Genomic DNA, 20,998 nt, shown 5'->3' on the forward strand with positions numbered 1-20,998 from the left:
GGTCCGGGGGCTCAACTGTCTAACCGACTACCGTCCAATAAGGTTCGTCAGCTTCGATCAGCCCGGGAACCTTGCAAACCCGGTAAGGCCCGTACCGGCCCCCGAAGCTTCCCCGCACATGTCGGTCGTCGCGAGTGAGGCGTCCGACTTCCGTCAGAGCTGCGTCTAGATCGGAGTCTTGATGAGCGTTACGACTCGACATGGTTATTCCGTCACTTCCTCTCCATATGCGGCCAGGATAGTTCGCGCAACTTCGGCGTCCTTGCTGTTCAGTGCGGACTGTTCGAGGACCATCCGTGCCCAGCCAATCATGCCGTTGCGGTCCGGTGTGATATCTAAAGTCTCCACTAGTCTCTCCATTCGCAAGGAAGTCCCGGAATCGACACATATTCGTCGCTCATACTGCCCTACCCCCGAAACTTCAACCTGAATTCGTCTTCAGGGTTAGCCTCACGCAAACGCTTAAGTGCATCTTCAGCGGCCCCCTTCCCCATCTTGTCTCCGTCATAGAAGGAATCAACTCGATAGAAGGCACCGGGCACGATACTCCACTCACCACGCCCGTCGCGTCGTACTTCTATGAAATATTCCTGAGTAGTCATTTTGATCTCCCTTGGTTGATTGCCGCTGTAGGTCTGCCGGGACTCGAACCCGGAACCCGCCGATTAGAAGTCGGCCGCTCTGCCAGTTGAGCTACAAACCCGTCCATGACGCGCCTACTGTAACGCTTCCTAGGGCGCTTGAGCACTCGTCGCGTCGGCTGCCTCAGCGGCACCCAGCTTCGTCCGATCCGGTCCGTTCCCGAGCCTGGTCACTCGGACCCTGTTCCTTGCTCCCGTACACCTCACAGCACAGATCCATGAATGTCCCGGACCACACAATTGTCATCTCATCCTTGTCAGTCATCGCCTCACGCCTTTCTAGTAATCCATGCCATTAAAGAAGGACATCCGCCCGTTGGCGATCATATGCGCTGCAATCAGCACATCCGTCATGCAATTCAGCTCGTTGTGGCTCATCGCCTCAACAAATTCCTTATAACTTATCTGCCCGTATTCCCATCGATCACGCATTTCTAGCTCCTTCGAGATATGTGCCGCGCTTTCCGTGGGCCTGCCCGGATTCGAACCGGGATCTACTCAACCGAAGCGCTATAACCACTTGAGCTGCAGACCCTTTGCGATCCGATAACCTCTCTCGGACACGGGCCTAAGCCCGCTCGGATCTCAGCGCGCTGTCGTTTCGCCTCACCCTTACGGAACGGTATCGGGACAAGTCACCGAGGAACCGAACTCGACGGGGGGAGTGTTTCCGCGCCGTTTCTGTATATCCGAACAAGCCTCTCCGCCTTTGGAGGATTTGCACCAGGTTCTCTGCGCCTTACGGGGCTCCCCTGGATCTTGCTGTTCGGTTGTTGGGTTCAACCCTAAATGGAATCGCGTTATCTGTCAACTTTGGATTTGAACTACACGGCTCGTAGTGTTGCTGCATTAGCTCTCTCACCCTAATAGATTCAGGGCTCCCGGCCGCTTGTCGGACTCCGTAGTTCCGATTCCCTTTGAAGTTGTGCCGTAAGCCTCGCACGGATAGACGTTATCTGTCAACATATTCATGAAGACGCAGGTCAGCGCGCCGAGTTGGTTCGCTGCCTTACGGAGCTGTAATGGCCCTAGTCCGTGAAACGTTCCCGTATCGCCCGAAGTACGGGTTCAAAGTCCGGATACTGCACTGGGATTGCCGGGCCGCCCGCCAGCTCGTCCAGCAGCTCTAGGACGTTCTCCAAGTCCTTCTGGCCTGCCTGATCGTCACTCGTGCCCATCTGTGCCCCTCCCTGAGTCGAGCTGACCACGGTAACTGCGTCCAATCGTCCAGGAGGGTCGAATGGCTAGTTCCGGGTTCGTTCTTGACCTCGGCCCCCGTCGTCACCCCGCCCGCCTCGCTGCACCTCGGGCGCGTCGTCGCCTCGGTCCCTGTCACGTTCGTGCCCTACGGAGGGCGCTTCCACATAACCCTGATTTCTGGCGATTACCGGTGGTAGCCCTCGTTCAGCCAAGTTCTTGGAGTACGCTTCTCGCGCCGCACGGTCTCGCGCGTCTCGTTCCTGCCGGTCCTTGGCATCAGCTCGTGCCTTGTCTTCCCGGTCCGCGATCTCCCGGATTCCTTCGATACGCTCGGCCGTCTTCGAATCCCGTTCTCGTTGGATGATTTCCATGGCACGTAGATGCTGTTGTCCGTCTTTAGCGGGTACGTCTTTAACCTGATCTCGGAACATCTGGTTTTCGATGGCTTGCACCGCGCCGAGTGCATTGCCCAACGCGAGATGCTGCTGCCTCAATTGCTCGGGATTGATTGGCTGCCCTTGTTCCCGAGCCTGCGCTACGGCTTTCTCAGCTTCTCTGGTTGCCTTAGCGATCTCGGCACGCTCTCTGTCGAGAAGTTCGTGGGTCACCGCGTCGATTGCTGTCGCACGTCCTGCATTTTTATCCTTGGCTTGGGCGTCCAGGAAGCTCTCGATTGCCCGTGATTCGTGATAACGGAGCCCAAGCGCCTGGCGGGCTTGCGAGGCGTTATCGTGGTCGATTCTCGATTGTGCCTGGTTCATGTCGCGAAGGATCTGATTCATTTGCCGAAGCTGATCAATCTCGACTGGACGGCCCTTTTCGTTGGCCTGCTGAACCTCGCGTAGAAAATCTCGTGCGATCTGTTCTACCGCCAGAACCGGGGTTTCGCGTATCTGAAGCTTGGCGACATTCTTCTCTAGCTTCTGCTGCTGTTCTTTCTGAACTGCTTTTAGGCCCGCCGAAAAGATTCGTTGGTAAACCTTTTCTTTCATTGACATCAACCGGAACCGGTTGGGGAATTCTTTCTTGCACTTCGCTATCAGCTGTTGGACCTCCCTGGACATCCGGTCTTGGCGTTCCGCTCGAACCACATAGATGACCCGTTCGCCGTCCTTGAGCTTCTGGTAGTAGCCTTTCAGCTGGTCGATTTCACGATCCTTGTTGACATCGCCAGTTTTCGTTTCCATGTTCTGAGCGATGCCGTCTTTGGTCTTAGATTTCGGCTGATGTCTGTCGACATAAATATGCTTGCCGTCGCCATGCTCGTAGTACACGTGAGGTACCCAACCGGCTTGCGGCAAGCCGAATACAATATCCATGCCGCGTTCGAACGCTCGGCCATGGAGTTCTTGTGTCCGCCAAAACGTAGAATGTTCCAGCCACTTAGCCGGTGATCGGGGAATTTCGTTCCGGTCGACCTTACCTTGAACGTATCTTTCATATTGCTCTCGCTGGGCCGGTGTCAGCCTATCGGGCGTATCCGGCCTGTCTTCCCCACCCATTATTGCCTTCTACACTTCGTAGTCTTTCGCGTTTTCGAGAAGTGCGTCCGTCTGCATCTTTTCCCACCGATCCAAGTCTGGGCGACCAGCGGCAACCCAATTCTGGTAGTCCTCTTTCGAATTGTTGTATACCCAAATCATTTCGCCCTCGGGATGCCCGGGATCTCTTTTGGACGGCTTGAAGAAGGCGAGCCCGAGCTGATCATGTGGGTCAATGTATCCCGATGCCGGCCGGTTAACGATCGGCCAGAACTCCGCCCCATCAGGCCCATTTCCGGGTATGTTTCGCCAGTCGCCTTCGAAACTTCTCCGATAGCACTCGCCGACATAGCGAACGTACCGGTCAACAGCTTCGCGGTTCTCGGGCATGTAGAGCGCCTGCAAGTTCCCAAACGCAGCCACCGCAGCGGCTCCCGCAACACGGAGCCCATCGGCCGACCACCGATCGGGGAGGCCCACAATCTCCGGCGCATCCTCGCTGAAAAATCGCTCTAACACTGCGTCCATCCTTGACCGCCATTCCAGGTAGGCGGGTTCTTGCTGATTGATTTCATGCTGGCGACGTTCCGCCTCGGTGGCCTTACGCGTGTACCCCATACCTCTACTCCTATCTCGTCGTGTGCCGAACAGACCAGTACCCCGGTCAAGGGTGCCCCGCAGGTTCGCCAGTATGGTGCGTATCTGGCTGGCATGTCGTTTCGGGTCAACCCATTCGTCCCACTCGGTGTGGGCTAACCGCTTTACTTGTGCCTCATCCCATGCGAGGGCTTCAGTCCGGCCCGGGTCTATCCAGCCGATCGCTGCCGGTCTTCCGTTCATATGGAATCGTCCTGCTGCCTGGTGGAATGGCCTTCGCCTTCCTCCGGGTGTTGAGTAATATCAGGTACATCGATACGGTAGAAATCTAGCCATATGTCAACCTGCCACAAGTACCGAAAACGGACAGGCCCATGCTGGTTGTTCAGTTTCCAGCCGAGCGTAAACGTTCGCGTTAACGTGAAGCCCTCGTTTAGGGCCTTTGCTCTGACGGTTAACCGCGTAACTGTCGGCCGGTCTTCTACTTCCTTCATAAATCCTCATCGACTTCTGTATCCACAATACTGATCGGCAGCACTTCGATGACATCGGCTTTATCCAAGTTCTCATAGCTGACGAGAAATCCACCCTCGTCGACCCTGTCCCACGAACCATCTTCCCGCTGAATTAAAACCGGGCTGTCCTCCGGCGCAATCGCCCGTTTATGTAACGTGTCGGCATGGAATTCTTGGAGTAGCTTCTTAACATCTGGGGCGACTTCACGATGCGCCCACCACGCAACTTCGGACATATCTCTACGCCCCCGTCAACGCGGTGATGTAAAGCCGAGGCCCACAACGGCATTCGGGATACTTACACATCGGCCGCCCCTTCTGCGTCCGGCGTGACGGCAACGGGCGGCGTCGCGTGGTAGTCACGCCTCAGTGCGTCCCACAGGTCACCGTGTTCGGGGAACCTGGATCGAACTTCCTCGAAATCGGGGTAGCTGTCGAAGATCACTGTGCCGGGCTCGGCCTCCGGAACCGGTACCAACGACGGTGACCGGTACGCGGTGAACGTCTCGCCCGGGAAGTCCATTCGCAGCACCCACGCAGTACCGCCAACCATTCGCCACACCGCCCGCTTGCGCCCGTCGCTGGTTTGGCTGACGCGCGTCGCATCCTTTTTAGGCATCGGTCTCGACCGCCCTGTGTGGACGCGGTCCGTGTCCGCTGCACTCGCGAACCGCATCCAGAAGCCTTAACCCGGATTGACGAAACGTGTCGGCAGGGGCTTTGACCCAGACCTGAAACAGCCCACCTCGGTCGGCCGGACTGGGCAGCGCGATCACGCCATCGTCCGCGATGTGGATACCTGCCGCGAATAGCTCGGGGAACAGTTCCATACCCTTGGACACATCCGGCCGGATAAGAAACGTCCAGCGAGCCGACCGAGGATGCGACACGATTGGACCGCACGCCTGGAGGTGGTGACCAAGATTCGCCTTCACCAGCTGCCCGAGCGGCGCGGGCATGATCAGTCCCCACACACCCGCCGTCTTCATAATGATCCGCCCCAGCTCTGGCCGATCAACGTAGGCAGGCAGACCACACACGCGCCGATAGAACTGGCAACGAGACACCGGAGTGTCTCCAAACGACCCAGGATTGATTGTTAATGCCTTGGTCCCGAACTGGTTTCGTTGCTCCTGCGCGCTTGATACATCGCTGCAAAAGAATCCGGGCACCGCCGGTTGCTCCCGCATGGCCACCCCTCACGTCGATGTTGTTGAGCAACCCGACCGGGGGCCGACCTCACCCCGGTCGAGCGCTGGACATCGACATTAGGAACGACCACACCCGTTCTCTGTCCTGAAAGGACAAACGGGCATAACAATTCGGCCGCTCAGTGCTCCGGGGCGATACCGAGACGCCACGCCAACCCGCGAAGGTTCCTGCCACCAGCGTCACGGCGGGCAGAACGGAGCTGATCCGCGACAGCTTCCCGCACGAAGATGTCGGCTCGAACACGTTGCGGCGCAAGGTCTTCCGCGCGGAGCAGCAACGAAAGACCCTCTTCCTTCCTGGCAGGTTCGGCCAAGAGTGCACGACCGATTTCGCAGTAGTACTCAGACCGGCGCACGGTGGAGGGAATGGCGTCTACGTGTGCGCAGGGATAGCGTTCGGCGACTGCCGCACCGTCGCCAAGTTCCATTCCTATTGTGGCGCGCCAGATTTCGACGTTCGCGCGGCCAAACCACATGCGACCGAAGGTACCTACTTCCGCGTCCATGCGGTTTGCGATCTCACCAGCTTCGTTCAGATGAGTGAATGCTGTCTCTCGGTCGGTCTGCACGGATGCAGCAAGCGCGGCCGACAAATGGAGCATCCCGTACGACTGCACTACCTCGGGATCGTTGAGGCTCGATGAGAGTTCATCGGCCGTACGGACAGCCCGGCGATATTGCTCGGGACGCGCAAGCCCTCCGGTCGCGTCTCCACGAAGCCACGCCGTGTAGCCGATCCACGCGGCCGACTCCATCATTTGCGCGCACTGCTGAGCCGCTCGCGCCGCCAGCAACGGCAGACCTCGACCTTGCAATCGCTTAGTAACCCACACTGCCGAGGCGTAGCAGGCGATCATGCCGCGCAGGATCTCCTCGCGTGGTGCCGCCTGGCGAGCATACGCGGCGTGCAGCTCGCCAAGCAGATTCGGGCCGAGTTCGCCCTGCCGGATGTAATCGCCAGCCTCAATTAGATCGCGCAGGCGGTTAAGGTCCGACGCGATGAGGGGCCATTCCCGGACCGGCAATCCAGGGTCGTCGCCGATCTCGAACGCATCCAGCGCGTTTTCGATCGCGACCAACCCGGCGTGCCCGTTGGCGTCCGGGCCGTCTGGCTCCCATGGTCGGCCGTCAATCTCGCTCGGCGCGACCTTCAGCGCCCGAGCCAGCGATTCGAGTGTGGCCCTGTTGGTTAGGGCTTGCTCGCCGCGTTCGAGACGGCCGAGGTAGCCGTAGGAGATGCCCGCGAGCCCGGCGACGACTTCGAGGGACTGACCGCGCCACGACCTGATCTCCCGGAGGCGGCGGCCGGTGTTGTTGGGGGGAACTTCATGTGTGGTCACGCCCATACTCCGAGGCTACGACTACGCGGCAGACTCGTACAGGTCTGAGCGCTCCGCAGTCCGGTCACGAGCGGCCGGCGCCCAACGCGCTACTGATAAGCTGTAGCGTCCCCTCTAGGGACAGAAAAGCCCCCGGCTAGGGTCCGGGGGCTTTTCTATGCTTCTTATTTCGCTGGGAGCCTAAGCAAGATCTCTCGCAAGAGATTCGTGTGCTCTGCCTGCACTGCCTTGATGTCGGTCACGGCTTCCCGGAGATCATCCACTGTTCCCGAGATATCTTCGAGTCGAGATCGAACACTTCCGAACTCGTCCATCACGGCTTGGTGATCCGATTCAAGAAGTCGGCGGGTAGTACCACCCTCCGCTTTAAGGTCGTTCACTTCTTCCTCCAAGTCTGCTACCCGCCGGAGAAGCGTATTAAGGTTAGTCACGGCTTGCCTTTCCCGAGGTATCTTACCAGGTTCCTTTGCGGAACGGATTTCATCTAATCAAACCAATAGGTTATCTGTCAACTTAAAGATGAAGAAACCTAGAACAGCCCCGCGTCATCGACGGAATCATCTAAAGCCCCAGCGTCGGCGGCTCAGCTTCCGTGAAGGTGAGTAGGGATCGATGGATGTACGGGAAGCCCGTTGGCCCGAACCCCGGGTCTTTCTTCAGGGAAACATAGAAATACCGATATTGGCCGATGTAGTCCATTGGGTACGCAATTGCGTCATGCTCGCCGTATTTGCAAGAAAAGCTTTCCAACATTTGTTATCCCTTGAGTATTATCAGTGGCGGTTACACGTTAGCTTTCGGGGCTGAAGCTAGGGTCTTCAGCCCCGAAAACTGGGTTCATTTACCCTCGGCGGTTAATGTCTCACATCCCGCCACCCTCCCGGTTCCGAACGATGGACATATTGACCGCTTGGTGCCCGTATCCACATGTGACACTCTTCTGGCTCGGGTCATCCGCCCGATAGAGATTGGCAGTCACGTAGTAGATCTGCCCATTGGTCAACTTCTGTAGAAGTGGCGTCTTTCTAACCTCCTCCACAATCCACTCAATCGACCCTGGGCCGATTAGATGATCTCCGACTTCCAAGTCCATCATCATCGGATTCTGAATGATCACTGTTGTGATCCTCTCTTTAGTTTTCAATGTTCAGCTTGTCTCGCTGACATGAATGAGCCTATCTGCCATGATCGTTATCTGTCAACTTATGATTTGGGATGATGCCTTCACCTATGTAGAGGCTCTATCTAGCTGGCTTTATGACGATCCAGCCCGCGCAAGACTCCCGCGAGCGCTACGCCCCGTCGCATCAGCTCCGCTTACCCCATTGACGGGGTGCAGCCTCCGTTAATCCCGAGTCCAAAGCCCAGGTGGATAAGAGTCTTCCAGTGATCTCCGTCACCCCCATTTTCAGTGACCTGGGAAAACGCGAAAAAAGTGCCAGTGTTGTTACACCTACTTATATATGAGGGAGGAAGCGACCGAAGGGAGCGACCGACCGACCTTAAGCCGGTCCTTGAAGACCGGCCCTTGGTTAGGGCCGCCCTAAGCGGCCCCGTATTAAGAGGGGATCAACCCTCGAAGGTTGATCGTTTACGTAGACCGAAGTCAGATTACGAAGGTCTACGCTAAAGCACCAGCCTTCTTAACGGCGGGCATAGGCCCGCCTTAACACTAATTAATGGGCCGCCCGAGGGCGGCCCTAATAGGGGTAAGGAATCAAGAATGTCCTACGGTGTCACTCCTGATGTCGTGATCACTGCTGGCAAGGCTCTGCTTAGCCTTGCTGGTGTTCTGCTGCCGATCATCGTGTCTCTGCTCTGAAGTCTGGACAACGGCAATACGGTCGTCGTCTAAAGCCTCGGAGGGTTGAGCAGTCCCGGCTGAGTCTCTGCGCCATGTCGCTACCCGTTGGCGGCTCAGATCTTCTACTGGTCACTGTTTACCGGTAGCGGCTCCCCTCCGGGGCCGCTTTCGAATCCGACCTATCACACTACGCTCACTCCCGGGCGATATGTGGTAAATGTCCTAACTACAGAGGGGTTACACACCTTTATGCCGAATATGCAGTTTCCGTATATTGGCCGACCGAACAGCGTTACCGTGGATGCAGCCGGGAACGTCTACGCTTGCGGAAGCATCACAAGCCAGATTTACAAAATGGCCCCGGACGGTACCGTATCCGAGGTCCCGTTTAAGTACGGGGTGTCTAACCCCACCGCACTAGCGGTAAACCCTGAGGGCACTGTGTATGTCGCGAAGACGCTCGATGGGCCTTCCCCGCGCATCTACACCATGTCGGTAAATGGAACCCAGAGCTACATCGACGTGCCAGAGTTGCACGCCCCTACAGATCTGCGATTCGATTCGGTCGGGAACCTTTACGTAGTCGATTCGTGGAACAACAGAATTGTGCGTATCAAGCCGGGCGGTATTCAGGAGACTATTCCGCCCGGCAACCTGGATCGTCCGTACGCGGTGCACGTGGATGCGGTCGGGACGATCACTGTTTCGAACAGGGCTCCCGGTGCTGGCATCACTCGCTATACGGCGGCCGGAGTTCAGACCACGATTCCGCTTACCGGGCTGGATGAACCTACCGGCCTTGACTATGACATGGACGGCAATCTCTACGTTGCTCAGTCCGGTACAGGCCCGCTGGGACCGCGCGTGATCAAGTACACCCCGGACGGCGTTCAATCGAACGTTGCATTCCCGCTCAACTCTCCGGATGCTCTGTACAAGCCCATGGGTATCTGTGTGCGAGACGGGTTCCTCTACGTCGCAGATCAGGTTTACGGAATCCTTAAGCAAGCTATCTAGGCGGTAATCAATCATGATGCAATACAACGCTGTCTATGCGTTCAACGGGACTCCCAACAGCTTCAAGGCGTACGCGCCAGGGTTGACTATCCGGAACTGTGATCACCTGGGCCGTACCGCGTATCTCTCGCTTTCGCCGACCGGTTCCACGACCGGGTTCCCAATCCTTGCGGGCGAAACCGTCACGATCCCTATGGATTCCACTACCACGGTATACGCGTGGAATGACGGTCCGGCGGATGTATCAGGCCCCGACGGATGGGTGTACCTGAGGTACTTTACCGCCGGTGGCATCGCCTAGTTAGACATGTGGTCTGCACACAGGGAGTGTGCGGGGTAACCGGGGCACGCACTCCCCGGCCACTATTCCGCTCTGTAGCCCAATCGGTAGAGGCCCTGGTCTTAGGAACCAGACAGTGAGAGTTCGAATCTCTCCAGAGCGACATATACCGGTAACTAACACGCGGCTAGCATAAGACCGGGCTATTCGAGGTAACCTACAGTACGCGCCGTGCTCGGCTGATGTAGTCCCACCCTTTACGGCCGTCATCTGTCGTATAAGTAAATATCATCAGCAGGTCTTGCCTAGTAACCGTATTGACCGTAACTGCTATGTCACTCGGGTAGCGGCTGTCCGGATCGTTTACTACTACTCGCATCTCTGACTGAATGTCACTTGATTTCATGCGATGGATTATAACGATCAATTGCTTAATTGGCATAGCAGAAATTTGAAACATCTTGTGCCCTGAGTCTGCTTCGCGCGGTTTGGGCTTAGATCTTCCTGGCGCCCTTCGGGCACACTTGGGCGACAAAGGTATATGCGATGACAGGCAGGCGCAGAAGCGGGTTAGACCACAGAGCTTACCGCAGAGCCAAAGACAAACTACGCAGGCAATCCCAGATATGCCACCTGTGCGGAGGCGTAATCGACCTCAAGCTATCCACGGAATACCCTAACCATCCCGACGCTTGGACAGCAGACCACATAACCCCAAGGTCCAGAGGCGGTCATCTACTTGGAGAGATGAAAGCCGCGCATCGGCGCTGTAATTCAGCTAGAGGCAACAGACCGCCGGAACAGGTTCAATTGCCTACTTCGCGGGTTTGGGTGACGCTCGGCCGGCCCGAAGACTCTAAAGTCCCAGGTCAGACCGGCGTGTGAGCTATTATGCAGGTTAGAGACCCCAGGGGGAGCGACCCCCGGCATAGCCTCGTGGCCTGCCCTCAGGCATACGGGCCGATATCCCCCCGAGCTTAAAAATCGCCTCTCTAAACCGGTTTAAACCTGGCTTCCTGAGGCTTGTTGCCCACAGGCGCGAATAGGCGCTCAGATTAAAAGATAGAGGCCGTTACCAGGGCTCTAACGGAAAGAGGGTTAGTGACTCAGTTCCAGATGCTCAGGGTGCTAGCAAACGCCCCTGGTCAAGTCAGCTGGCTTATCGGATTTCCGAATAACACCGGGAACATCACGGCATATGCCAAAGTCGAACATGACCGGTCCGGCGGAATCGTGATCGAAGCGTGTGACGAGAACGGCAATGTTCCCCAGGACAGCAATAGGTTTTGGTTTCAGCTCGTTACCCGGTTCTTCGAGCCGGATCGGGCATCCGTCGAACGGAAGATTCGGGAAGCCTTCTCAGTGATTGAGCGACTAGGAGTCGACGGCGGTAGGGATAACGGCGGGCTTCCGGCGGGAACCCTTCGAGGAACAGCGACCCGCGATACCACTGCAACGAACATTCCTGACTTGCCACAAGCGGGCAAGCCGCCGCAGAGCCGATTTAACCGACGCTACAAGCTGAGCCCTGCTGTTTCGATAGGAGACGCCGCTTATAGCTCGGTAGATGTAGTGTTTTACGCTAGTGCGTTCACCAATGGCGTTCCGAGTACCTGTTATGTGAACGTGTTCCCCGCTGATAACCGCGAAACCTTCTTGACCGGTACTTATTATCTTCCAGGTAAGCGGCTTCCGGTCTCCTCGCGCGAGGGTCACTACTGGGCAACGATTGCGTTGGACATCCTCGGCTACGACGTTGTTGGAGACGATTTCTAGTTACCGGAAAGCCCCGCCGCAGCGGGGCTTTGATCACCTAGTGAAGCTGTCGTATCTTTCTTGGCACCTGTCGCAGATTGGAACCTGTCCGATCGCTCCCGCGTTCAGCAGATGCGTCGCGTCGTTGGTGCAGAGCGCAAAGTACATGCACACGCCCAGGTCTTCGAGTTTGTCTCGTGTGTCCATTTCTTCGGCACCTTTCCTAGCTTCACTGCATTGTAAGCATCTTATCGCCGTTTACGTTATCTGTCCACTTATATGCGGGGTTCTCACGTGTTTGGAGATATGGAAGACCCGGACATGTTGAAAGCCTTGACCGCTGCACGAGCAGAACTCGTGATGCGGATGGCCGATTCGCGCGGGCAACCATATGCAGCGCTGTTCAAGATGTATCTAGAGGTCCAAGAAAAGATCGCGGCGCTTACTCCGATGAGCAAGAAGGATACGCCGTTAGATGAGCTTGAACAGAGACGGGCCAAGAGGCAATCAGAAGCCGAAGGTTCTGCTATCCCGAGAAGGAAAATGGACCGAAAGTAGTGAAGCCTGCTTTTTGGCCTCGAAATATGGTCTGACTCCGGACCCTTGGCAAGAGTTCGTCTTGCGCCATTGGATGTCTGTAGAAGACGGACGTTGGAAGAGCTCGATTTGTGCGATGACCGTTCCTAGACAGAACGGCAAGAACGCGCTTATCGAGATGGTCGAACTCTACTACACGGTAGAACTTAGCCTCAGAGTCCTACATACCGCCCACGAGGTGAAGACAGCCCGCAAAGCTTTCCTTCGTATCGCTTCGTTCTTCGAGAACCCTAAGAAGTACCCGGAACTTGCCGACATGGTGCAAGAGATCCGGCGCACTAACGGCCAAGAGGCAATCGTCTTGAAGAATGGCGGCTCTATCGAGTTCGCCGCTCGGTCTAAGTCGTCCGGGCGTGGCTTCTCAGTAGATTGCCTAATCTTAGACGAGATTCAGGAATGCACCACGGAAGCTATTGCCGCATTGCTTCCCACTATTTCAGCGTCTCCGATGCCTCAACAGATCCTCGTAGGGACTGTTCCAGGGCCGACCGCTAATGGTGAGGTTTTCGAGAGCATCCGCAAAGACGCGTTCGAGGGTAATAACCCCGGTTGTCTTGGATGGAGTGGAGCGCCGACAAGGACGCCGATCTAGACGACATCAACACCTGGTTGGATGCTAACCCGGCTGCCGGTATCCGACTACTTCTCGACACCATTCGTGATGAACGAAGCGTTATGGATGACGAGACTTTCATGCGGGAACGACTCGGCATTTGGGATGCCGTGGCCTCTAACGCTGTCATCGACGCTACGAGTTGGGGGATTGTCGCTGACGGCTCGTCACAGGCCGGTGATCAACTCGCGTTCGCGGTTGACGTTTCTCCGGATCGCTCGATGACTTCGATAGCGGTAGCCGGTGTCCGACCAGACGGGCTCTACCACGTAGAGGTCATCGAAAATCGCCGAGGTACCGATTGGGTAGTGCCGTATCTGGCGGCCCTGGTGGCGCAGTGGGGTCCGGTCGCCCTGGTTGTCGACGGACCCGCTTCCTCGTTGATACCCGAGCTGGCGCACCTCGAGGTGCCGGTACTCACGCTGAGCGCATCAGAGTACGGCGCGGCGTGCGGTCTCTTCTACGACTCCGTCATGGGGATGTCGTTACGACATCCCAATCAGCCACTGTTCAATTCGGCTATTGAAGCCGCGCGGAAACGCCCTATCGGCGACATGTGGGGTTGGGGGCGGAAGAATGCGGCGACGGATATTACTCCGGTTGTCGCAGCCACTTTGGCTTTATACGGCTTTGTTATGTGCAAGCCGATTCGACGTAAGAAGAGGGCTCGAAAGGCATTGGTCCTCTGAAAGAGGACTAGTGAGCGCAAACCTTGATATCACGCTACCTACCTTGACCCTGTCCGAAGAGGAAGCCGCTCTATTAGGCAAGCTTCGCGGCCGGATCATGTGGTATGCGGAGGTTAACCGGAAGAAGCAGCATTACTACGAGGGTCGTCAAGCAGTTAGGCAACTCGGAATATCGGTACCGCCTCAACTCTATGATTTGGCTGTCTCTGTCGGGTGGCCCGGCACTATCTGTGATGTCCTGGAGGAACGCCTAGATTGGCAGGGCTGGACATCGGTAGCCGATGAGCTGGACGGCCTGGACGAAATCTATCGCGATAACCATCTAGGCATTGAAGCATCCCGGGTCCACCTAGACGCCCTGATAACCGGTACTGGTTTTGTGACGGTCGGTAGGGGAGATATTTCGGCGGGTGAGCCTGAGGTGCTTGTTACTGTCGAATCGTCATCGTGTGCAACCTCTATCTGGGATTACCGTAAGCGGCGGGCGACTGCGGCGCTCTCGCAGACTTGGAACGAGTTAGGCCAGATAGTTCTAGAAACATTGTATCTGCCGAATGAGACGGTCACGCTGGCCCGTAACGCTGATTCGGTTGTCAACGCGACCGGTACCGGTAACAACAAGTCGATGATTGTCGTTGACCGTGACCAACACAATCTAGGCCGTGTTCCGGTGGCCCAGCTCCGTAATCGTGACCGTGCTTATGACCTACGCGGCCGTTCGGAGATATCTCGGCCGATCATGTACTACACGGATGCGGCGTGTCGAACCATGCTCGGGATGGAGGTGTCCCGGGAGTTCTATTCGGCACCCCAGCGGTACGCCCTAGGCGCTGAACCAGAAATGTTCGGAGTTAGTGACGAGTCTACGGTGGATGACCGGATTCTAGCCGGATGGCGAGCGGCAATGGGCCGCCTAAACATCATCCCATTGACCGAGGATGGGGACATGCCCCAGGTGGGGCAATTCCCAAGCGCGCCACCTACACCTTATATTGATCTGATTCGAACTTATTCCCAGATGGTTTCGGCGGAGTCGGGTATTCCAGCGCCCTACTTGGGATTCTCTACCGAGAATCCTTCGAGTGCGGATGCTATCCGACAAGCCGAATACCGGCTCGTCAAGAGGGCGGAGCGTCGGCAGACCAATTTCGGGCAGGCGTGGCGAGAAGTAGCGTTCTTGGCCCTGCTGATCCGAGATGGCAAGGTTGATCGGGATTTCTTCCGAACTATCGACGTCAAATGGCAGGATGCGGCAACACCTACGAGAGCCGCTGCGGCTGATGAAGCTTTAAAGCTTACGAGCGCTGGAATCCTAACACCGGATTCGACGGTTACCTATGACCGGATCGGGCTGTCTCAGCAAGACCAAGCCCGAGTTATGGACGACAAGCGCAAAGCTCGACTTAACGGCGTAGTGGATAACCTCAAGAACGCGTCGAAGAACGTTCAAGATAACAACCAATTTGTTGCCGAGGTAGCCGCTCGGAAGGTTCCGGTGTCTGCCCAGTGACCCCCGAAGAGTTCCAAGCGGTTCTAACCGATTTGAACACGGTCATGCTGGGAGATTTGCACAGCTTATGGAACGAGCACAAAGGTCTAGACGCTCCGGAATTCAAAGACCTGATTGTCTCGACTTATCCGGAAGTCGTCTCGCCACATATCGCACTTGCCGGGGAGTTAGCCGCTAATTGGTACAACGAAGCGGCACCACAGCTTGCCTACAAGGCCACGGCGGCCAAGCTGCCGCTAGTAGAACAGCTTCATGCGTCGGCAGGGTGGGCTATGTCGAATACTGCGGCATTCGACTTGCTGGCTGGCTCTGCTCAGAGAGCAATATTTAGCAGCGCCCGACGAACGGTGATCGAGAATTCTCAGCACGAAAGAGGCGCCAGGTTCGCGCGATACGCGAGTCCTAATGCTTGTCGCTTCTGCCAGATGCTCGCAACCCGCAAAGATGTGTACACGTCGGAGCGTGCGGCGCAGAGAGCCATAACCGGCCGGCGGGCCGGAGACAAATATCATGACCATTGCCATTGCATAGCGGTAATGGTTCGCCCGGGACACTCATACAAGCCCCCCGCCTATGTAGCGGAATGGACTTCCGACTACAAGATTGCTGCCGGACTTGCCTCGAATGAGTCCGGCTCGAAGAACATTAAAGCCGTCATGGCCGCATACCGGCAGATGGACAGCGAAAGTTCTCCGAGTAACTGACACGCCTACGCCCGGCGTCAAAGGGCGGTTAATGCTGACGAGTTTACGGAGAGTGTATTTCAATGACCGATTCTAAGGTCGATGCGAGCCCCGCTACCGCTGATCAGGGTATCGGTGCCGATGATCCCGTGATCCCAGAAGCTGTTACAAGCTTTCAGGCGATTACAAAGCAGGAAGACCTAGACCGGATTATCCAAAACCGGCTTGCCCGCGAACAAGCGAAGTACGCCGACTACGACACTTTAAAGGAAAAGGCGGCCCTTCACGACCAGGCGGAAGCCGACAAGCTTTCCGAGATCGACAAGGCCAACAAGCGCGCCGAGAAGGCAGAGACCGAACTAGCCGAGCTTCGGCTTGAGAAGCTTCGCCGAGACGTGGCGGAGGCCAAGGGGCTCCCGGCCCACCTTGTTCCGGGCACTACCCGAGACGAGATGGAATCCGCCGCCGACGCGCTTCTTTCGTGGCGCGGTGAAGTCCCCGCCGCACCCCCTAATCCCACTCCGAGCCCCCGGCCTGTGGCCCAGCAGGGCAACCCGTCGACGACGGATCGGCCCTCCGGTATTGCCGCCGGAGAGGACGCCGCCCGGCGTAGGGGCTGGATCAAGTAAGAGTTTCAGGAAACAGGTATGACTAGTATTGCGGTGCGTACGATCGGTACGTTCGTTGGCGAAAAACGAGATTGGCTCTTGTCCGATCACGGGGTCGAACCCAACGAAACCCCCGGCATTACTCTCGATATTGCAAAGTTCACCGCCGGTACTCACTATCCGGATGGCTATATTCCCTCGGGCATTGCGCTCGGCAAGGTGACTACTACTGGCCTTTATGGCCCGTATGATGCTGCGGCTAATGATGGTCGGCAGAAGGCCGCGGGCCTTCTTTTCGCATCGCTTCCTGTGCAGGGCAACACCCGTGTAGGTGGTGCGCTCGTGCAGCACGCTTTCGTCGACGCCGCGAAGCTTCCTGCGAATAGCGGGCTCACGACTGCGGGCCGTGCTGATCTGCCGCTGATCATCTTCACGAACTAAGAGGTATGACCTTTAATGCCTATCTACTACGACGCACCGATTGTTCCGGATACGCTGACTACGTATATCCGTAAGCAACCGCTGCCGACCGGAAATACTCTCTCGGCGTTGTTCCCGGAAGAGTACAAGCCGACCAACATGGTTGACTTCATGGAGATTGTGAAGAAAACCCGGACGGCTCAGTACCGTACGTTCGATGGTCGGATTCACGTCACCAGTCGCGATCGTGGCACCGAGAAACGCGTTCCTCTGGCTCCGCTGTCGGACTCGTTGGGGGTCGGTGAGTTCGAACGCCTGCAACTAGAATTCGCTCGGCTCGGTGGTACCGCCAAGATTCAGCTTGAGCAGGCTATCTACAACGATGCCGAGAACCTGACCACCTACGTCCGTAACCGCGTCGAGCTGGCTTGGGGTGACGTGCTGGCGGATGGAAAGCTGACTATCAACGAGGGCGGTTTGACCTCGGAGGCGGATTACGGCATTCCGGCCGACCATAAGGTTACTGCGGCTGCGTTGTGGACTGATCCCGCTAGCGCCGACCCGCTCAGTGACCTGATGGCGTGGTGCGATATCTGGACCAAGGACAACGGCGATACCCCGGGTCATATTCTCACCTCACTGAAGGTTACGCGCGCTCTTCAGCGGAATAAGGCGCTGATTGCTGCGATTACCGGTAGCACTATCGGCAAGACGTTCGTTTCGCTGGACGAGATAAATACGCTCTTTGCTTCGAATGGGCTGCCCACATTGCTACCGCACTATGACACCCTGTTAGATGTAGACGGCAAGGACACTCGAGTTCTTCCGGATAATCTGGCCGTCCTTCTGCCTACCGACAAACGCGAGCTTGGTTATATGGCTTGGGGTATGACGGCTACTGCCTTGGAGCTTATCGAGGCCGGTCGTACCGAGTACACTTTTGAGAATGCCCCGGGCATTGTGGGTGTGGTTATCAAAGACGGTCCCCCGTTTAGACAGTTCACGTTTGTCGATGCTGTCGGCCAGCCGATCCTAGAGAACCCGTACAAGATTGTCATTGCGACTGTCGGTTAATCGGAAAGGCTGAAGTATGGCTAAGATCCGTGCTGATCTAGACGGCATCGTTTGCGCATTCCGGGAAACCGGAGAGGTCATCCAGCTAAAAGCCGGTGACGAGATCCCGGCCGGTATCCACCTAGGTTCGCATCTGGTCGAGTCAGTCCCGGCGGAACCGCAGCAGGAAACGGTCCTTGCGCCGGAGGGACCAGAGAGCGCGGCCCCGAAACGCCGAGGTCGGCCCACTAAGGGGCCGCAGATGGCGTTGGCGACTAGCGACGATGTGAAAGCACGTTTAGGTCGTGATCTGAAACCGGATGAAGTCGCCCGCGCCGCTGGGCTACTCGATGAGGCATCGGACTTGGTCGTTGGATTCTTGAGACCGAGGGCTGTACCTGATCCCGCGCCGGACGTGGTTCGGCGTGTGGTCTCACGCATGGTTGCTCGGGTGCTGGAGTCCACAGCCCGACAGGCCGGAGTGGCTAGTCAGCAGATGACGGCAGGCCCGTACCAGCTTTCGAATACGTTCGTCCCGGATTCGACATCCGGCGGCCCATGGCTGACCAAGGCAGACAAGATTGCTCTCCGATCCCTGAAGCTGGGAGCCTTCTCGGTAAGGACGTGGTAGCCGGTGGGAATTTTCCCGACGCCGTACACGGTCCAAACCAGGCGCTTCCGGCAAGGCCCTGAGAAAGACCCCCGGGGTTCCCTCGTCAAGAAATGGGACGCCCCGGCTGTTCAGCCGGTTATTGCTATCGGGCCTAAAGAACGGTTCACCGAACCAGCGGTATCCGGGTATGACCGGGTGGTCATCCGGCGAGAGATCTTTGTACCTCCAGAATTCATCGCCGGACCTTGGGACAAGCTGATCATTCCGGCGCACCGCAACGAGCCGGAACTCGAATACGAGGTGCAGGGCTACCCCGAGGATTACAACGATGGACCGTGGGCTTTTCAACCGGGCCTCGTTGTTCGAGTGACTAGGGCGGAGGGCTGAACATGGCCGTCGAAGTGATAGCCGATAACGAAGATTCGATCATTTACGCCGACGCCATAGGATTCCGGACCGAAGAGGAATACAACAATCTCGAAGTCTCGGACGCCCACGGCCGGATTATCGCCGCTTATGCGGGCGGTAAGTGGGTTGCTGCCATCATGGTTACCGAGGAGGGGAACTAATGGACGTTCAGATTCAGTTCAAGTCTGGCGCGTTCAAGAAGCTCCGTTCGGAGCCCGGTGTTGCTGCCGACCTGGAGCGGCGGGCTAAGCGTTACCAGCAAGCCGCAGAAGCGATGGACGGCGGGAAGTACAAGGTGTACAGCCAGCAAGGTAAGGCCGCACCTCAAGGGCGCTGGCGTACCTCGGTCACAACCGGAGACCCGCGAACCATCCGGAAGAATGCGAAACATCACACGCTTCTCAAGGCTCTTGATGCTGCTCGGCAGTAAACGACATCCGGCGGTTAGTGTCATAGTCACCTATCTAGCGCCCAAGATCTCTGTGCCAATCATGAACCATGCTCCGGCTAATCGGCCGGATTCTTTTGTGCGCGTAACGCGCGTTGGCGGCGTGAAAAAGAATATCGTCACCGATGGCCCAATGCTCACATTCGAATGCTGGCACCCGGTCAGCGCCGAGGCTCTGTCTATGCAGATTCTAGACCTTCTGGAGAACGCGCCTGGAGAGGCCGTTGATTATCTCGGAGATGACGGCAAACCACATAAGGCTTGGTTGGCGTTCTATGAAGAGGTGGGGGCTCCGACGCAACACCCTGATCCCGAGGTGCCACAGACGGATAGATGGGTTCTAACTGCCCGCCTCGGCATCTCTACCAACCTCTGACGGCTTTTCGTTGCCGCGAAAGCCGATCAATACCACAAGGATGATTCGTGCCTACTGATACCAGTAAGGTTTATATTCCTCAGGCGCCCAAGGTTAAGGGCATCATCTACCGTGCGCCTCTCGGGACTGCGCTACCGACTGATGCGATTACCGCGCTGCCCGCCGCCTTCAAGGATCTCGGCGGCATTAGCGATGCAGGCATCGTGAATGCTCAGGCTCGCGATGTTAAGAAAGTCAAGGATTTTGCCGGTGACATTATTGCCACTCCGCAAAGCGATTACAGCGAGACGCTGGAAGTCGAATTCGTGGAGGCTACGAACCTCGAAGTCCTCAAGGCTGTTTTCGGTGACCTGAACGTCAACGTCAAGCAGGCGACTACTACGTCGGGCATGGAAATCTCGATTGATCACAACTCGGATGTTCTTCCGAAGACAGCGATCGTTGTCGAGACTATCCAGGGTACCGGCATCAGGCGGATGGTCGCCGGTATCGCCCAGCCGATCAAGGTGGCGGACGCAACTTTGATCAATACAGATATTTTGAAGTACAAAGTTACTTTCGAATGCTTCAAGGTTGTCGACGGACAGACCACGTTCAATATTCGTGAATTCGTCAACGACGGTAAGCCGAAGGCCGCGTAGCGCGGCGAATCCTACCCGGGCAAGTTCTTTGACCGGACCTCCCTTGCCCGGGTGGGCTAGGTCCGTTCAACCCCAAGCTTATAGAGAAGGTCTGGTCATGGCTGTGTACGACGTTCCCGCCTCTAACGGAAAGAAGAGAGAGAACCGGTTCGCTTTCCGGCATTCCGGTAAGGTCTATTCGATCCCAAAGACTCCGTATCTTTCCGGTAAAGCCTCTAAGTTCATCAAGGACAACCAGGAAGATACGAGTCACGCGAACCTTACGCGGGGCATTATCGAGATCGAATGCCCGACGGCTGCTGATGCAGTGTGGGAGATGGACGACGAGCAGATCGTCAACATTGCCGAAGCGTGGTTCGAGGCCAGCGGGTTTAGCGCGGGGGAATCGGAAGGCTCGTCGGATTCCTAGAGGAATACGAGGGGCCGATCAGCTTCGAACTTCTGAAGATCGGCAAACACGTCAGAGATGTAGGCACTGAAGATCTCGACTGGAAAGAG

The 20,998-nt window shown here is 56.8% G+C and carries 24 protein-coding genes and 3 tRNA genes; 17 read left to right on the forward strand and 10 right to left on the reverse strand.

The features are described from left to right. Window positions 1-407: 407 nt before the first annotated feature. From F5544_RS43640 to F5544_RS43685, 10 genes are all read right to left on the reverse strand, one after another. On the reverse strand, window positions 408-602 hold the full coding sequence (locus F5544_RS43640; protein ID WP_167478541.1) for a hypothetical protein: 195 nt from the start codon (window positions 600-602) through the stop codon (window positions 408-410). A gap of 28 nt (window positions 603-630) precedes the next feature. Then, window positions 631-703 (reverse strand) — tRNA-Arg (locus tag F5544_RS43645). Between the two features lie 217 nt (window positions 704-920). Beyond that, entirely contained in the window at window positions 921-1,073 is a 153-nt protein-coding gene (locus F5544_RS43650) for a hypothetical protein (RefSeq protein ID WP_167478542.1), read from the reverse strand. 35 nt (window positions 1,074-1,108) lie between these two features. After that, a tRNA-OTHER gene (locus F5544_RS43655) sits at window positions 1,109-1,176 on the reverse strand. 709 nt (window positions 1,177-1,885) lie between these two features. Continuing rightward, window positions 1,886-3,160, reverse strand: coding sequence for a hypothetical protein (locus F5544_RS43660; RefSeq protein WP_167478543.1), 1,275 nt, complete (start codon window positions 3,158-3,160; stop codon window positions 1,886-1,888). 192 nt (window positions 3,161-3,352) lie between these two features. Beyond that, a complete protein-coding gene (locus tag F5544_RS43665) occupies window positions 3,353-3,940 on the reverse strand; it encodes a hypothetical protein (RefSeq protein WP_167478544.1) in 588 nt (195 codons plus the stop codon). A gap of 469 nt (window positions 3,941-4,409) precedes the next feature. Continuing rightward, window positions 4,410-4,670, reverse strand: coding sequence for a hypothetical protein (locus tag F5544_RS43670; RefSeq protein WP_167478545.1), 261 nt, complete (start codon window positions 4,668-4,670; stop codon window positions 4,410-4,412). A gap of 62 nt (window positions 4,671-4,732) precedes the next feature. Then, a complete protein-coding gene (locus F5544_RS43675) occupies window positions 4,733-4,987 on the reverse strand; it encodes a hypothetical protein (protein ID WP_167478546.1) in 255 nt (84 codons plus the stop codon). Between the two features lie 58 nt (window positions 4,988-5,045). Further along, complete coding sequence (locus F5544_RS43680) at window positions 5,046-5,624, reverse strand: DNA-directed RNA polymerase subunit beta (protein ID WP_238846972.1); 579 nt, start codon at window positions 5,622-5,624, stop codon at window positions 5,046-5,048. A 140-nt stretch (window positions 5,625-5,764) separates the two neighbouring features. Next, complete coding sequence (locus tag F5544_RS43685; protein WP_167478547.1) at window positions 5,765-6,991, reverse strand: helix-turn-helix domain-containing protein; 1,227 nt, start codon at window positions 6,989-6,991, stop codon at window positions 5,765-5,767. A gap of 2,152 nt (window positions 6,992-9,143) precedes the next feature. Between F5544_RS43685 and F5544_RS43690 the strand changes: the two genes are divergently transcribed. The 17 genes from F5544_RS43690 to F5544_RS43770 all read left to right on the forward strand — a co-directional run bounded on the left by F5544_RS43690 (window position 9,144) and on the right by F5544_RS43770 (window position 20,909). Next, window positions 9,144-9,806 (forward strand): NHL repeat-containing protein, encoded by a 663-nt coding sequence (locus F5544_RS43690; protein WP_167478548.1) that lies wholly within the window; start codon window positions 9,144-9,146, stop codon window positions 9,804-9,806. A 369-nt stretch (window positions 9,807-10,175) separates the two neighbouring features. Further along, window positions 10,176-10,249, forward strand: a tRNA-Leu gene (locus F5544_RS43695). Between the two features lie 383 nt (window positions 10,250-10,632). Next, on the forward strand, window positions 10,633-10,971 hold the full coding sequence (locus F5544_RS47725) for an HNH endonuclease (protein WP_167478549.1): 339 nt from the start codon (window positions 10,633-10,635) through the stop codon (window positions 10,969-10,971). Window positions 10,972-11,187: 216 nt separating this feature from the next. Beyond that, complete coding sequence (locus F5544_RS43705) at window positions 11,188-11,862, forward strand: hypothetical protein (protein WP_167478550.1); 675 nt, start codon at window positions 11,188-11,190, stop codon at window positions 11,860-11,862. Between the two features lie 454 nt (window positions 11,863-12,316). After that, entirely contained in the window at window positions 12,317-13,030 is a 714-nt protein-coding gene (locus F5544_RS43710; RefSeq protein ID WP_167478551.1) for a hypothetical protein, read from the forward strand. Continuing rightward, window positions 12,997-13,740, forward strand: a complete 744-nt coding sequence (locus F5544_RS43715) for a hypothetical protein (RefSeq protein WP_167478552.1) — start codon at window positions 12,997-12,999, stop codon at window positions 13,738-13,740. The genes F5544_RS43710 and F5544_RS43715 overlap by 34 nt, the downstream gene beginning before the upstream one ends. 43 nt (window positions 13,741-13,783) lie before the next feature. After that, on the forward strand, window positions 13,784-15,250 hold the full coding sequence (locus F5544_RS43720) for a phage portal protein (RefSeq protein ID WP_167478553.1): 1,467 nt from the start codon (window positions 13,784-13,786) through the stop codon (window positions 15,248-15,250). Next, on the forward strand, window positions 15,247-15,954 hold the full coding sequence (locus F5544_RS43725; protein ID WP_167478554.1) for a hypothetical protein: 708 nt from the start codon (window positions 15,247-15,249) through the stop codon (window positions 15,952-15,954). The genes F5544_RS43720 and F5544_RS43725 overlap by 4 nt, the downstream gene beginning before the upstream one ends. A 62-nt stretch (window positions 15,955-16,016) precedes the next feature. Further along, window positions 16,017-16,562, forward strand: coding sequence for a capsid assembly scaffolding protein Gp46 family protein (locus tag F5544_RS43730; RefSeq protein WP_167478555.1), 546 nt, complete (start codon window positions 16,017-16,019; stop codon window positions 16,560-16,562). Between the two features lie 18 nt (window positions 16,563-16,580). Then, window positions 16,581-16,982, forward strand: a complete 402-nt coding sequence (locus tag F5544_RS43735; protein WP_167478556.1) for a head decoration protein — start codon at window positions 16,581-16,583, stop codon at window positions 16,980-16,982. 15 nt (window positions 16,983-16,997) lie between these two features. Further along, window positions 16,998-18,035: a major capsid protein gene (locus tag F5544_RS43740; RefSeq protein ID WP_167478557.1), complete on the forward strand. Its 1,038-nt coding sequence runs from the start codon at window positions 16,998-17,000 to the stop codon at window positions 18,033-18,035. 613 nt (window positions 18,036-18,648) lie between these two features. Beyond that, complete coding sequence (locus F5544_RS43745; protein WP_167478558.1) at window positions 18,649-19,014, forward strand: hypothetical protein; 366 nt, start codon at window positions 18,649-18,651, stop codon at window positions 19,012-19,014. A gap of 2 nt (window positions 19,015-19,016) precedes the next feature. Beyond that, complete coding sequence (locus F5544_RS43750) at window positions 19,017-19,196, forward strand: hypothetical protein (RefSeq protein WP_167478559.1); 180 nt, start codon at window positions 19,017-19,019, stop codon at window positions 19,194-19,196. Beyond that, window positions 19,196-19,465: a hypothetical protein gene (locus tag F5544_RS43755; protein WP_167478560.1), complete on the forward strand. Its 270-nt coding sequence runs from the start codon at window positions 19,196-19,198 to the stop codon at window positions 19,463-19,465. Before F5544_RS43750 ends, F5544_RS43755 begins: the two co-directional genes overlap by 1 nt. Further along, window positions 19,449-19,859, forward strand: coding sequence for a hypothetical protein (locus tag F5544_RS43760; protein WP_167478561.1), 411 nt, complete (start codon window positions 19,449-19,451; stop codon window positions 19,857-19,859). Before F5544_RS43755 ends, F5544_RS43760 begins: the two co-directional genes overlap by 17 nt. A gap of 47 nt (window positions 19,860-19,906) precedes the next feature. Then, window positions 19,907-20,500, forward strand: coding sequence for a phage tail protein (locus tag F5544_RS43765; RefSeq protein WP_167478562.1), 594 nt, complete (start codon window positions 19,907-19,909; stop codon window positions 20,498-20,500). A 97-nt stretch (window positions 20,501-20,597) separates the two neighbouring features. Continuing rightward, a complete protein-coding gene (locus F5544_RS43770) occupies window positions 20,598-20,909 on the forward strand; it encodes a hypothetical protein (protein ID WP_167478563.1) in 312 nt (103 codons plus the stop codon). Window positions 20,910-20,998 lie beyond the last annotated feature (89 nt).

This window comes from Nocardia arthritidis (genome assembly GCF_011801145.1).
In the GTDB taxonomy this organism is placed as follows: domain Bacteria; phylum Actinomycetota; class Actinomycetes; order Mycobacteriales; family Mycobacteriaceae; genus Nocardia; species Nocardia arthritidis_A.

Excerpts from the sequence above, each read along its gene's own strand:
- F5544_RS43735 (WP_167478556.1), top strand. The coding sequence starts at position 16,581 with ATGACTAGTATTGCGGTGCGTACGATCGGTACGTTCGTTGGCGAAAAA.
- F5544_RS43760 (WP_167478561.1), top strand. The coding sequence starts at position 19,449 with ATGCTGCTCGGCAGTAAACGACATCCGGCGGTTAGTGTCATAGTCACC.
- F5544_RS43755 (WP_167478560.1), top strand. The coding sequence starts at position 19,196 with ATGGACGTTCAGATTCAGTTCAAGTCTGGCGCGTTCAAGAAGCTCCGT.
- F5544_RS43690 (WP_167478548.1), top strand. The coding sequence starts at position 9,144 with ATGGCCCCGGACGGTACCGTATCCGAGGTCCCGTTTAAGTACGGGGTG.
- F5544_RS43680 (WP_238846972.1), bottom strand. The coding sequence starts at position 5,624 with ATGCGGGAGCAACCGGCGGTGCCCGGATTCTTTTGCAGCGATGTATCA.
- F5544_RS43660 (WP_167478543.1), bottom strand. The coding sequence starts at position 3,160 with ATGGATATTGTATTCGGCTTGCCGCAAGCCGGTTGGGTACCTCACGTG.
- F5544_RS43675 (WP_167478546.1), bottom strand. The coding sequence starts at position 4,987 with ATGGTTGGCGGTACTGCGTGGGTGCTGCGAATGGACTTCCCGGGCGAG.
- F5544_RS43730 (WP_167478555.1), top strand. The coding sequence starts at position 16,017 with ATGACCGATTCTAAGGTCGATGCGAGCCCCGCTACCGCTGATCAGGGT.
- F5544_RS43710 (WP_167478551.1), top strand. The coding sequence starts at position 12,317 with ATGAGCTTGAACAGAGACGGGCCAAGAGGCAATCAGAAGCCGAAGGTT.
- F5544_RS43670 (WP_167478545.1), bottom strand. The coding sequence starts at position 4,670 with ATGTCCGAAGTTGCGTGGTGGGCGCATCGTGAAGTCGCCCCAGATGTT.
- F5544_RS43650 (WP_167478542.1), bottom strand. The coding sequence starts at position 1,073 with ATGCGTGATCGATGGGAATACGGGCAGATAAGTTATAAGGAATTTGTT.
- F5544_RS43665 (WP_167478544.1), bottom strand. The coding sequence starts at position 3,940 with ATGGGGTACACGCGTAAGGCCACCGAGGCGGAACGTCGCCAGCATGAA.
- F5544_RS43770 (WP_167478563.1), top strand. The coding sequence starts at position 20,598 with ATGGCTGTGTACGACGTTCCCGCCTCTAACGGAAAGAAGAGAGAGAAC.
- F5544_RS43640 (WP_167478541.1), bottom strand. The coding sequence starts at position 602 with ATGACTACTCAGGAATATTTCATAGAAGTACGACGCGACGGGCGTGGT.
- F5544_RS43715 (WP_167478552.1), top strand. The coding sequence starts at position 12,997 with ATGGAGTGGAGCGCCGACAAGGACGCCGATCTAGACGACATCAACACC.
- F5544_RS43740 (WP_167478557.1), top strand. The coding sequence starts at position 16,998 with ATGCCTATCTACTACGACGCACCGATTGTTCCGGATACGCTGACTACG.
- F5544_RS47725 (WP_167478549.1), top strand. The coding sequence starts at position 10,633 with ATGACAGGCAGGCGCAGAAGCGGGTTAGACCACAGAGCTTACCGCAGA.
- F5544_RS43685 (WP_167478547.1), bottom strand. The coding sequence starts at position 6,991 with ATGGGCGTGACCACACATGAAGTTCCCCCCAACAACACCGGCCGCCGC.
- F5544_RS43750 (WP_167478559.1), top strand. The coding sequence starts at position 19,017 with ATGGCCGTCGAAGTGATAGCCGATAACGAAGATTCGATCATTTACGCC.